Origin of the sequence: Amycolatopsis sp. H20-H5, assembly GCF_035828755.1 — a bacterium.
Lineage (GTDB): Bacteria > Actinomycetota > Actinomycetes > Mycobacteriales > Pseudonocardiaceae > Amycolatopsis.
Genome location: NZ_JAYMZS010000032.1, coordinates 70742 through 81668, shown reverse-complemented (window position 1 = coordinate 81668; position 10927 = coordinate 70742). Strand labels below are relative to the sequence as shown.

General features: G+C 69.8%; 11 protein-coding genes and 1 pseudogene. 4 read left to right on the top strand and 8 right to left on the bottom strand.

Annotated elements, in window-relative coordinates:
* Both QMK34_RS19730 and thyX read right to left on the bottom strand, forming a co-directional pair.
* Positions 1 to 244, bottom strand: a pseudogene (locus QMK34_RS19730) (ACT domain-containing protein); the annotation flags it as partial.
* Complete coding sequence (gene thyX / locus QMK34_RS19725) at positions 244 to 996, bottom strand: FAD-dependent thymidylate synthase (protein WP_326415575.1); 753 nt, start codon at positions 994 to 996, stop codon at positions 244 to 246. The pseudogene QMK34_RS19730 and the gene thyX, both read right to left, overlap by 1 nt.
* 133 nt (positions 997 to 1129) lie before the next feature.
* Here thyX and QMK34_RS19720 point away from each other — a divergent pair, with 133 nt between their 5' ends.
* Both QMK34_RS19720 and QMK34_RS19715 read left to right on the top strand, forming a co-directional pair.
* Complete coding sequence (locus QMK34_RS19720) at positions 1130 to 1654, top strand: toxin-antitoxin system HicB family antitoxin (RefSeq protein WP_326415574.1); 525 nt, start codon at positions 1130 to 1132, stop codon at positions 1652 to 1654.
* A gap of 10 nt (positions 1655 to 1664) precedes the next feature.
* The gene (locus tag QMK34_RS19715) at positions 1665 to 2624 is read left to right on the top strand and encodes a DUF4097 family beta strand repeat-containing protein (RefSeq protein WP_326415573.1); all 960 of its coding nucleotides are present in this window, start codon (positions 1665 to 1667) and stop codon (positions 2622 to 2624) included.
* Positions 2625 to 2681: 57 nt separating this feature from the next.
* Here the strand turns inward: QMK34_RS19715 and QMK34_RS19710 are convergent, their stop codons facing one another.
* Entirely contained in the window at positions 2682 to 3896 is a 1215-nt protein-coding gene (locus QMK34_RS19710) for a winged helix-turn-helix domain-containing protein (protein ID WP_326415572.1), read from the bottom strand.
* 60 nt (positions 3897 to 3956) lie between these two features.
* Here QMK34_RS19710 and QMK34_RS19705 point away from each other — a divergent pair, with 60 nt between their 5' ends.
* Positions 3957 to 4517: a GNAT family N-acetyltransferase gene (locus QMK34_RS19705; RefSeq protein WP_326415570.1), complete on the top strand. Its 561-nt coding sequence runs from the start codon at positions 3957 to 3959 to the stop codon at positions 4515 to 4517.
* Here QMK34_RS19705 and QMK34_RS19700 read toward each other — a convergent pair.
* On the bottom strand, positions 4507 to 5001 hold the full coding sequence (locus QMK34_RS19700; protein ID WP_326415569.1) for a GtrA family protein: 495 nt from the start codon (positions 4999 to 5001) through the stop codon (positions 4507 to 4509). The genes QMK34_RS19705 and QMK34_RS19700 overlap by 11 nt on opposite strands.
* 147 nt (positions 5002 to 5148) lie before the next feature.
* Here QMK34_RS19700 and QMK34_RS19695 point away from each other — a divergent pair, with 147 nt between their 5' ends.
* Positions 5149 to 5670: a hypothetical protein gene (locus QMK34_RS19695; protein ID WP_326415568.1), complete on the top strand. Its 522-nt coding sequence runs from the start codon at positions 5149 to 5151 to the stop codon at positions 5668 to 5670.
* A 125-nt stretch (positions 5671 to 5795) separates the two neighbouring features.
* Here the strand turns inward: QMK34_RS19695 and QMK34_RS19690 are convergent, their stop codons facing one another.
* From QMK34_RS19690 to QMK34_RS19675, 4 genes are all read right to left on the bottom strand, one after another.
* A complete protein-coding gene (locus tag QMK34_RS19690) occupies positions 5796 to 6242 on the bottom strand; it encodes a hypothetical protein (RefSeq protein ID WP_326415566.1) in 447 nt (148 codons plus the stop codon).
* A 6-nt stretch (positions 6243 to 6248) separates the two neighbouring features.
* Positions 6249 to 7004, bottom strand: a complete 756-nt coding sequence (gene dapB / locus QMK34_RS19685) for a 4-hydroxy-tetrahydrodipicolinate reductase (protein ID WP_326415565.1) — start codon at positions 7002 to 7004, stop codon at positions 6249 to 6251.
* Positions 7001 to 8365: a M16 family metallopeptidase gene (locus QMK34_RS19680; protein ID WP_326415582.1), complete on the bottom strand. Its 1365-nt coding sequence runs from the start codon at positions 8363 to 8365 to the stop codon at positions 7001 to 7003. Before QMK34_RS19680 ends, dapB begins: the two co-directional genes overlap by 4 nt.
* Positions 8366 to 8463: 98 nt before the next feature.
* Positions 8464 to 10701: a polyribonucleotide nucleotidyltransferase gene (locus tag QMK34_RS19675; RefSeq protein ID WP_326415563.1), complete on the bottom strand. Its 2238-nt coding sequence runs from the start codon at positions 10699 to 10701 to the stop codon at positions 8464 to 8466.
* Positions 10702 to 10927: the final 226 nt, after the last annotated feature.

Sequence of the window (10927 nt, the reverse complement as noted above, 5' to 3'; positions counted from 1 at the left end):
TGATCCCCGTCAGCGTGAACGCGAGCGGCCCGCGCACGGTCAGCAGCCGCCAGCCCTCCTCCAGCGACGCACCGGCCGGGGCCAGCGCGGCCGGGCAGATCACCGAGAGCTCTTCCGGGGTCCTGGTCACCGAGATCAGCACCGGCTCACCCGGGTCCAGCAGGCCCGCCGGCACCGGGGCGTCCGCGGCGAGGCGGGCCACGACGTACTCCCCAGGGCGGACGTCGATCGCGAGACGGCGCATCAGCCTTCGAGCACCTTCGGGCTCGAAGCGACCTCGGTGCCGTCGGGCAGCGTCGAGATGGTGAAATCGGCGAACACGTTGCCCGCGGCCTTGTGCAGCTCGCGCAGGCACTCGATGGCCAGGGCGCGGATCTCGACGTCGGCGTGCTCGGTGGCGCGCATCGCGATGAAGTGGCGCCAGGCCCGGTAGTTGCCGGTGACCACGATGCGGGTCTCGGTGGCGTTGGGCAGCACCGCGCGGGCAGCCTGACGGGCCTGCTTGCGGCGCAGGGTCGCGCTCGGGACGTCGGCGAACTTCTCCTCGAGCCCGGTCAGGAGCTCGGCGTAGGCGTCGACGCTGGCCTGCGCGGCCGCGAGGAACTTGGCGTGCAGCTCGGGGTCCTGGGCGATGACCTCGGGCTCGACGAACGCCGCGTTCTTCTCGGGGACGTAGCGCTGCGAAAGCTGCGAGTAGGAGAAGTGCCGGTGGCGGATCAGCTCGTGGGTGAGCGACCGCGAGATCCCGGTGATGTAGAAGCTGACCGAGCCGTGCTCCAGCACCGAAAGGTGGCCGACCTCGATGATGTGGTCGATGTACCCGGCGTTGGTGGCCGTCTTCGGGTTGGGCTTCTTCCAGGACTGGTAGCAGGCCCGCCCGGCGAACTCCGCGAGCGCCTCGCCGCCGTCGGCGTCGGTCGACCACGGGACCTCCTCCGGCGGGAAGAACTCGGTCTTCGCGATCAACTGCACCTTCGGTGACACGGTTTCGGGCACGTTCGCACTCCTCTTTTCGCCCCAGGCTCCACGACACGGGCAGCGTAACCTCAGCCCACGATGACATCACCGTGCCGTCAGACGATGTCACTGGTTCCTTGACTGACGTCAGATGTGACGCCATAGTGGTGTCATGGACCTGACGCCGTATATCGCCAACCTTCGCGAGGACCTCGCGACCACTGCCTCGGCCGGGGACGAGCAGACGCGGCGTGCGGCCGCCCTGCTGTCCGCGGCGCTCGAGCCCGCCGTCCGCCTCAACCTGATGAACGCGCTGGCCGACCTCGCCGCCGAGGTCACCGCCAGCCTGCCCGGCCACGTGGTCGACGTCCGCCTCGACGGGCGCGACGTGCGGGTGGTCGTGACCGGTGGCTCCGCCGGGACCGAGCCCGAGCCACGGGAAAGCCCCCGTGAGACGCCGTCGATGCCGCTGATGGACGGCGGCGACATCAGCCGGATCACGCTCCGGATCGTCGAGCAGATCAAGGGACAGGCCGAACAGGCCGCCGCCGCGCAGGGCGTGTCGCTGAACACGTTCGTTTCGCAGGCGGTCCAGGGCGCGCTGGGCAGCGCCTCGGCACACCACACCAAGCAGGAACACGACCGCGACAAGGGAAGCCGGACCGGCAGCCGTCTGCACGGCTGGGTCCAGGGCTGAGAGGGCGACGATGAGCGACAACGAGACGAGCAACAGCGAGACGACGACCGGCGACAACGACGTCCGCGTGGAGACCTTCGCGGCCGAGGGGCCGCTGGAGATCGACATCAGCCTGATCGTGGGGCGCGTGGAGATCCGCCTGGCGGCCGAAGGCAGCGAGGGCGGGGCCCGGGTCGAGGTCCGGCCGGACGAGTCGGCGAAGCCACCGTGGGTGGACGGCCTGTCCGGCATGCTGGACTGGGTCGGCGAGCGGTTCGGCAGCCAGTTCGGCAGCCAGTTCGGCGCGCCGTTCGGCGGCGGCCAGGACTCCGGGCCGGGCGACGCGCTGCGCGAAGCCAGGGTCGAGAAGGTGGGCAACCGGCTGGTGATCCAGGCGGCCAAGGCGCTCCCGCTGCGCAAGACGCCCCTGTCCGTCCTCGTCGAGGCGCCGGCGGGCTCCCACCTCGACGTGCGGGCGGGCGCGGCCGACGTGAAGGTGACCGGAACGGCCGGCCGCACCAACCTCGCGACCGGCTCCGGCGAGATCACCCTCGAACGCGCCGACGGCGCGACCGTCGTGCGCACCGGTTCCGGCGCGATCAAGCTCGGCCCGGTGCTTTCCGGGCTGCAGCTGCGCACTGGCAGCGGCGACGTCGAAGCGGCTTCGCTGGCGGGCTCCGCCACGGTGGCCACCGGCACCGGCGACATCTGGCTCGGCGAGGTGGCCGGTGACGTGCTGGTCCGCAGCGGCAGCGGCGACCTCGCGGTGGCCGAAGCCGCCTCGGGTTCACTGGAACTGATCACCGGCTCCGGCGAGGTCCGGATCGGGATCCGCGCGGGCGTCGCGGCCGAGGTCGACCTGACCTCGAGCTCCGGCACCGTGTCCAGCGAACTCGACTTCGGCGACACCCCGCCCGAGGGCGATGTGCCGCTGCGGGTGCGCGGGCGGACGGGCTCCGGCAACGCGGTGCTGACCGCGGCGGTCCAGTAGGCCTCTCAACCGAGATGAACGGACCGGTCATGGCGTTTTTCGCCATAACCGGTCCGTTCATAGCACCAGGCGGACGAGGGTTCCGGCGAGATCGCCCCGCTTTCCCACGGCGACGCCGTCGAGCCCGAGCCACCCGGCCATCACGCGCAGCTCCGCGGCCAGCTCGGACGCGACTCGCGCGTGGTCGGCCTCCGGTTCGGCGAACGCACCCTGCACCCGGAGGACTCCGGCGGCCCGGTCGGCCTTCAGGTCGACCCTGGCGACCAGCTCGCCGTCCAGCAGGAACGGGAAGACGTAGTAGCCGTGCACGCGTTTGGGCTCGGGAACGTAGATCTCGATGCGGTAGAAGAAGTCGAACAGCCGCTCCGTGCGGGCGCGCTCCCAGATCAGCGGGTCGAACGGGCACAGCAACGCGCGGCCGGTGATCGCGCGCGGGGTGCGGGCGTCGACATGGCGGTACGCCTGGTTGCGCCAGCCGTCCACGCCGACCGGCTCCAGCACCCCGGCTTCGACCAGCTCCGCGACGGCCTGGTGGCTCACCTGGGGGCCGAGACGGTAGTAGTCACGCAGATCGGTCTCGGTCGCGACGCCCAGCGCGAGCGCGGAGCGGGTGATCAGCTCGCGGGCGCCCTCCTCGGCCGAGACCCGCTTGGCGAGGATCTCCGGCGGGACCACCCGCTCGGTCAGGTCGTAGAGCCGCTCGAACGACCGGCGGGTGCCAGTCGTCAGCTGGCCCATGCCGAACAGCCATTCACAAGCCTTCTTGACCTCCGAGCGCTCCCACCACGAGCCGGGCGCGCGCGTCACCGAGTCACTCGCGAGCGCACGCTCGATGCCACCGGCGCCGATGGGGCCCTGTTCCTTGACCACCGCGACGATGTCGTCGACCAGCGCCGGGGTCTTCTCGAGGATGTGGGCGTAGTTCGTCCACCAGCCCATGCGCTTCGCGCCGGACCGCAGCAGCGGCCAGTCCTCCATCGGCAGCAGGCTCGCCTCGTGCGCCCACGCCTCGACCAGCAAGCGCGGCCGCTTCGTGCTGTGCGACCAGGCCGCGTCGTCGACCAGCGAGGACTCGTAGGCGCCGAGGCGCGAGAACAGCGGCATGTAGTGCGCGCGGACCGCGACGTTCACCGAGTCCAGCTGGAGCAGCTGGACTCGGGAAAGCACGCGCCGCAGATGCCGCCTGGTCGGCGCGGACTCGGGACGGGGATCGGCGAAACCCTGCGCGGCCAGTGCGATCCGCCGGGCCACCGGAATGCTCATCGTCTGCATGGTGCGCCCATCGTGCCAGCCACCACCGACAGTTTCCGAACACCGCGCTACATTGCCGGAATGGCCGCCGCCGAAGTCCGCCCAGCAACCGTGTCCGACGCCGCTGAGATCGCCCGCATCCAGCGCGAGACCTGGCAGACGGCGTATGCCGATCTGATCGGCGCACACGCGCTGAGCCTGCTGGAGCAGACCGACGCCGAGCAGCAGTGGGCCACCGCGATCGAGTTCCCTGGCACCCAGGTCTACGTGGCGACCGAAGGCAGCTTCACGGTCGGCTTCTGCGTCGCGGGTAGGGCCCCGGAGAGCGAGATGGCCGCCGCCGACGGGTCACTGCCCGAAGACGCCGAGGCCACCGGGCTCATCGCTTCGCTACTGGTCGAGCCGCGCTGGGGACGTCGCGGCCACGCGGGACGCCTGCTGGGCACCGCGGCCACCGGGCTGCGCGGGGAAGGTGCGAGCCGCGGGATCAGCTGGGTCGCCCAGTCCGATCACGCCTCGCTGGGCTTCTTCCGCCGGGCGGGCTGGACCCCCGAGGGCACCGTCCGCACCCTCGACACCGGCGAGACCACGGTCCGCGAAGTCCGGCTGACCGGCACATTGGAGCTGGAACTCAAGGACTGACCCGCTCACGCGGCCGGGCGAACACCACCCAGCGCAGCGCGGAGTACATGAAAACCCCTTCGCAGGCGCCCGCCGCGATGCGCGAAAGGTGATATTGCACGCCGAGCACCGCGAGCCCGCCGCCGACGCCGAGCAGGAAGACGAAATAGTTGACGGCGATGGCCAGCGCGTACAACGCCGCCTGCTTGCCCACCGGTGCGTGCGAGCGGAAGTTCAGGCCTCGGTTGAGCACGAAACTCAGCCCGAACGCGCCGAGGTAGCTCAGCGTGATGGAGAGCCACAGCGGCAGCCCCAGCCAGCCGTGGAACGCTGTGAGCAGCAGCAAGTCCACCCCGAAGGTGAAACCGTTGATCAGCGCGAAGCCGAGAAAACTGGGCGCCACGACGCCGTCCATGCCGAACGGCAGCCGCCGCACCACGGCCGCGCAGAATCCGGAGAACCTGTCCGCGGGGGTACGGCCGAGGGTTTCTTGCTCTTCGGCCACCTGGCCAGCCTGCCAGCGGAAAGTGTCCGGGAGCCGACGGGCGGGTGATCTTCTGGTGCCCGCCCGACCACGAAGAGTGGGGTAAACCCCAGTGTGCGGGAACTCTCGACTGATAGCTTGGGAAGACGAGGTTCGTCTGGAGGCGTCATGTTCGGCTGGTTGCTCGTGACGCTCGGCGTCGCGTTCGGCTCCGCCATCGTGCCGCTCATCAGTGTCGAGGTGTTCGTGATCGGCTTGGTGGCCAACGAACCGGGCATGCACTGGTTCGTGCTCGGCGCGGTCGTCGCGATCGGCCAGATCGCCGGGAAACTGCTGTACTTCCTCGCCGCGCGCGGCACCATCAGGCTGCCCAAATTCCTGCACGACCGCCTGCATCGCGAGCGCCCGCCGTCCGCGCGCCGCGAGCGATGGCACCTGCGCACCAAGAAGATCCGCGGCAAGCTGGACGCCCTTCGCGAGCGCTGCCACCGTCACCCGCATTGGATGTCCGGCACCTACGGGGTCAGCTCCCTGCTCGGGCTGCCGCCGTTCATGGCCACCAGCGTACTGGCGGGCCTGGTGCGGATGCGCCTGTCGACGTTCCTCACCGCGGGCCTGCTGGGCCGCTGGATCCGCTTCAGCGCCCTCGCGGCGTCCCCGGCGATGTTCGCCGGGTTCTTCCACCACTGAACCAACCGGCCGTTCGCACCCCTGGTCCGCGGCCCCTGAAGGCCACCATGACGGCGTTAGACGCTGTGATGGTGGCCTTCAGGGACCATCACGGCGAGGTGGCGGGGGTACCGGGACCGGCAGGGTCAGTGGTCCTGGGATTCCAGGTCGACGGCCTTGCGCATGGTTTCACGGGCCCGGCGGCGGTCACCGGCGATGTCGTAGGCGTACGCCAGCTTGTACCAGCCGCGCCAGTCCTCCGGCGCCGCTTCGACCTCGGCGCGGCGGGCGTCGAACCAGCCGTCGGCGGCTTCCCGGTCGACGCGGCCGGACGGGCGCCGCGGCAGGTCGGAGACGTCGGGGAGGGCACCCTCGGCGTCGAGCCTGCGCGAGAGCTGCTGGATGCGGATGCCGGAGCGCCAGGTGGTGACGACGATCCAGATCCCCAGCAGCGGCAACAGGAGCACGCCGATACCGAGCAGGATCCCGGCCGCTCCCCCGGCCTGGAACAGCGCCACCGCGCGGCCGGCGAGCAGAACGAGGTAGACGATCAGCGCGGCGGTCATCAGCAGCGCGACGTTACGGGCACGCACGGTTCGTCAGAGCTCCAGCACGTTCTCCAGGCCCACGACGAGGCCGGGTTTGGTGACCACCGAACGCACGCCGAGCAGCACGCCCGGCATGAACGACGAGCGGTCCATCGAGTCGTGCCTGATGGTCAGGGTCTCGCCCTCGGCGCCGAACAGGATCTCCTCGTGCGCGACCAGGCCCGGCAGCCGGACCGAGTGCACGCGGACGTCCGAGACGAGCGCGCCACGGGCACCGTCCAGTTCGGACGTCGTGGCGTCGTCGCCCGGCTTCAGACCGGCCTCGGCACGGGCCTCGCCGATGAGGCGGGCGGTGTGCGCGGCCGTGCCCGAAGGCGCGTCGGCCTTGCGGTTGTGGTGCAGTTCGATGATCTCGGCCGACTCGTAGAACCGGGCCGCCTGCTGCGCGAAGCGCATGGCCAGCACCGCGCCCAGCGCGAAGTTCGGCGCGATCAGCACACCCAGCTCCGGCTTGGCCTCGAGCCAGCCGCTCAGCTGCGCCAGTCTTTCCTCGCTGAAGCCGGTGGTGCCGACGACCGCGTGGAGACCGTTCTCGACGGCGAAGCGCAGGTTGTCCATCACGGCGTCGGGATGGGTGAAGTCGACGACCACCTCGGCGCCGGTGAGCACGTCACGGTCGTCGCCGGTGTCGATCGCCGCCACCACGGTCATCCCGGGCGCGGCGGTCACCGCGTCGACCACCTGCATGCCCATCCGGCCGCGCGCGCCCAGCACGCCGACGCGGATCGGGGCGTTCTCTTCGGTCATGACGCGATCACCTCGTGCAGGTCGTCCGGCAGGTCGTCGGCGTGAGCGTACGGGCCGACCACCGCCGCGGCCGTGACCCCGCCGGGGCGGCGCAGCAGAGTGCGAGCGAGCGCACACACCTCTTCGGAGGTCACCGCGTCGATGCGGGCGACCGTGTCGTCCACGCCGAGATACTGGCTGTAGTTCAGTTCGTTCTTGCCGATGCGCGACATGCGCGAGGACGTGTCCTCCAAGCCGAGCACCAGCCCGCCACGCAGCTGACCCTTGGCGCGCAACACTTCCGCGTCGGTCAGCCCGGTGCGGCCGACCTCGTCGAGCACCTCGCGGATCACCCCGGCGACCTCGCCCAGCTTTTCGGGCTGGCAACCGGCGTAGACGGACATGTGCCCGATGTCGGCGTAGCTCGCGACCGAGGAGTACACCTGGTACGCCAGCCCGCGACGCTCGCGGATCTCCTGGAACAGCCGCGAACTCATGCCGCCGCCCAGCGCCGCGTTGAGCACGGACAGCGCGAAACGCCGCTCGTCGTGCCGCGAAATCGAGCGCAGGCCGAGCATCACGTGTGCCTGCTCGGTGTCGTCGGTGTGCAGCGCGAGCTTGTTCACCGGCTGGATGCGCGCGCGTCCCGCACGCGGCGCGACCGGCGTGCCCGGACCGGTCAGCTTGCCCTTCAAAGCCTTACGCACCAAGCGAAGCACCTGGTTGTGCTCGACGTTCCCGGCGACCGCGAGCACCATGCGCGGCATGGCGTAGCGACGCTTGTAGAACCCGCGCAGCGCTGTCGCCGACATGCCGGTGATGGACTCTTCGGTGCCGAGCACCGGGCGGCCGAGCGCGTGGTCGCCGAGGATCGCGCCGACGAAGGTCTCGTGCAGCAGGTCCTCGGGGTCGTCATCGCGCATGGAGATCTCTTCGAGCACGACACTGCGCTCGGTGTCCACATCGGACGGAGCGCACAGCGCCTCGAACACGACGTCGGTGACGAGGTCCATCGCCAGCGGCAGGTCCTCGTCGAGCACCTGCGCGTAGTAGCAGGTGTGCTCTTTGGACGTGAACGCGTTGAACTCACCGCCGACCGCGTCGATCTCCTCGGCGAGCTGCGTGGCGTCCCGGTTGCTCGTGCCCTTGAACAGCAGGTGTTCCAGGTAGTGCGCGGCCCCGGCGACGTTCAACGGCTCGTCACGCGAGCCGACCCCGACCCACAGCCCGACGGTCGCCGATCGCGACGCGGGCACGTGCTCGGTGATCACCCGGAGACCACCCGGCAGGACGCTGCGTTTGACGATCGCACCGTCCGCGGTGGACTCGAGGGTGCGGGTACTGCCGACGGGCTGCTCGTGCCCGGAAACCAACGACGCCATGGATCCCTTACTCAAGACCATGTCATGAAAGGGTCGTTCAGGACAAAAATTGTCCTGAACGACCCTTTCATGACATTCAGTGGAACTGGACGACCGACTTACTGGGCGTCGACCTTCTCGGCCTCGGGAGCGGCAGCGGCGGCGGCCGCGTCCTCTTCCTGGACGACGATCAGGCTGATCTTGCCGCGGTTGTCGATGTCGGCGATCTCCACGCGGAGCTTGTCACCGACGTTGACGACGTCCTCGACCTTGTTGATGCGCTTGCCGTTACCCAGCTTGGAGATGTGCACCAGGCCGTCGCGACCCGGCAGCAGCGAGACGAACGCGCCGAACGCGGCCGTCTTCACCACGGTGCCGAGGAAACGCTCGCCGACCTTGGGCAGCTGCGGGTTGGCGATCGCGTTGATCATGTCGATCGCCGCTTCCGCCGACGGGCCGTCGGCCGCGCCCACGTAGATCGTGCCGTCGTCCTCGATGGAGATGTCGGCGCCGGTCTGCTCGGTGATCGAGTTGATCATCTTGCCCTTCGGGCCGATGACCTCGCCGATCTTGTCCACGGGGACCTTGACGCTGGTGACGCGAGGAGCGAACGGGCTCATCTCGTCCGGGGCGTCGATCGCTTCGGCGATGACCTCGAGGATCGTGTGCCGGGCGTCCTTGGCCTGGTTCAGCGCGGCCGCGAGGACCTCCGACGGGATGCCGTCGAGCTTGGTGTCCAGCTGCAGCGCGGTGATGATGTCCTTGGTGCCGGCGACCTTGAAGTCCATGTCGCCCATGGCGTCTTCGGCACCGAGGATGTCGGTCAGCGCGACGTAGCGGGTCTCACCGTCGACCTCGTCGGAGATGAGGCCCATCGCGATACCGGCGACCGGCGCCTTCAGCGGGACACCGGCGTTGTACAGGCCCAGGGTGGACGCGCAGACCGAGCCCATCGAGGTCGAGCCGTTGGAGCCCAGCGCCTCGGAGACCTGGCGGATGGCGTACGGGAACTCGTCCCGCTTCGGCAGCACCGGGACCAGGGCGCGCTCGGCGAGCATGCCGTGGCCGATCTCCCGCCGCTTCGGGGTGCCGACGCGGCCGGTCTCGCCGGTGGAGAACGGCGGGAAGTTGTAGTGGTGCATGTAGCGCTTGTGCTTCTCCGGGGACAGCGAGTCGATCTGCTGCTCGAGGCGAAGCATGTTCAGCGTGGTGACGCCCAGGATCTGGGTCTCGCCGCGCTCGAACAGGGCCGAGCCGTGCGCCCGCGGGATCACGGCGACCTCGGCCGAGAGCTGGCGGATGTCGGTCAGGCCGCGGCCGTCCATGCGGATCTTGTCCGTGAGGACGCGCTTGCGCATGATCTTCTTCGACAGCGCCTTGAAGGCCGCGCCGATTTCCTTGTCGCGGCCCTCGAAGGCCTCGCCCGCACCGACGCCGACCTTGGCCAGCACAGCGGCCTTGACCTCGTCGACAGCGCCGTCACGGTCCTGCTTGCCGGCGATGGTGAGCGCCTTGGCCAGGTCGTCCGTCGCGATCGCCGCGACGGCGTCGAAGGCGTCGGCCTGGTAGGCCAGGAAGACCGGGAAGTCGCCGGTCGGCTTGGCGGCCACGTCGGCGAGCTCCTGCTGCGCGACGCACAGCGCGCGGATGAACGGCTTCGAGGCCTCGAGGCCCTCGGAGACGGACTGCTCGTTCGGCGCCTTGGCACCGGCGGCGATCAGGTCGAGCGTGTTCTCGGTGCCCTCGGCCTCGACCATCATGATCGCGACGTCTTCACCGACGATGCGACCGGCGACGACCATGTTGAAGGTCGCCTTCTGCAGCTGGCTCCAGGTCGGGAACGCCACCCAGGTGTCCTCGATCAGCGCGACGCGGACGCCGCCGATCGGGCCGGAGAACGGCAGGCCCGCGATCTGGGTCGACGCGGAGGCGGCGTTGATGGCCAGCACGTCGTACGGGTCGTCCGGGTTCAGGCTCTGGACGGTGATGACGACCTGGATCTCGTTGCGGAGACCGTCGGTGAACGACGGGCGCAGCGGCCGGTCGATCAGGCGGCAGGTCAGGACCGCGTCGGTCGACGGACGACCCTCGCGGCGGAAGAACGCGCCCGGGATGCGGCCGGCGGCGTACATACGCTCTTCGACGTCCACGGTGAGCGGGAAGAAGTCGAAGTGCTCCTTCGGGTGCTTCGAGGCCGTGGTGGCCGAGAGAAGCATGGTCTCTTCATCCAGGTACGCGACGACGGCGCCAGCGGCCTGCTTGGCCAGCCTGCCGGTCTCGAAGCGAACCGTACGGGTGCCGAAACGGCCGTTGTCGATAACGGCTTCGGTCTCCGTGACTCCGTTGGAGTCGGTCATACGCTGTGTCTCCTCTTTTGTTCCTCTGTACGGCGCGAGTCTCCCACCCTGGGACCCGGGTCGCCGGGGACGCTCGAGGAACGAGGCCGGTCTTCGATCGAAGCCTCCGGGCCGTGTGCCCGGAAACCACTACCGAGGACCGGCGGGGTACTCCTCATGCGCGCTCGCGCCGGTTGTTCTGTTCTTAAGCCGAGGGGGAGCGACCGGTGTGGTCGCTCCCCCTCGG

What these genes read in the sequence shown, in the direction of transcription:
- QMK34_RS19720 (WP_326415574.1), top strand. Translation starts at nt 1,130, where the DNA reads ATGGACCTGACGCCGTATATCGCCAACCTTCGCGAGGACCTCGCGACC.
- QMK34_RS19715 (WP_326415573.1), top strand. Translation starts at nt 1,665, where the DNA reads ATGAGCGACAACGAGACGAGCAACAGCGAGACGACGACCGGCGACAAC.
- QMK34_RS19710 (WP_326415572.1), bottom strand. Translation starts at nt 3,896, where the DNA reads ATGCAGACGATGAGCATTCCGGTGGCCCGGCGGATCGCACTGGCCGCG.
- QMK34_RS19705 (WP_326415570.1), top strand. Translation starts at nt 3,957, where the DNA reads ATGGCCGCCGCCGAAGTCCGCCCAGCAACCGTGTCCGACGCCGCTGAG.
- QMK34_RS19695 (WP_326415568.1), top strand. Translation starts at nt 5,149, where the DNA reads ATGTTCGGCTGGTTGCTCGTGACGCTCGGCGTCGCGTTCGGCTCCGCC.
- dapB (WP_326415565.1), bottom strand. Translation starts at nt 7,004, where the DNA reads ATGACCGAAGAGAACGCCCCGATCCGCGTCGGCGTGCTGGGCGCGCGC.
- QMK34_RS19680 (WP_326415582.1), bottom strand. Translation starts at nt 8,365, where the DNA reads ATGGCGTCGTTGGTTTCCGGGCACGAGCAGCCCGTCGGCAGTACCCGC.
- QMK34_RS19675 (WP_326415563.1), bottom strand. Translation starts at nt 10,701, where the DNA reads ATGACCGACTCCAACGGAGTCACGGAGACCGAAGCCGTTATCGACAAC.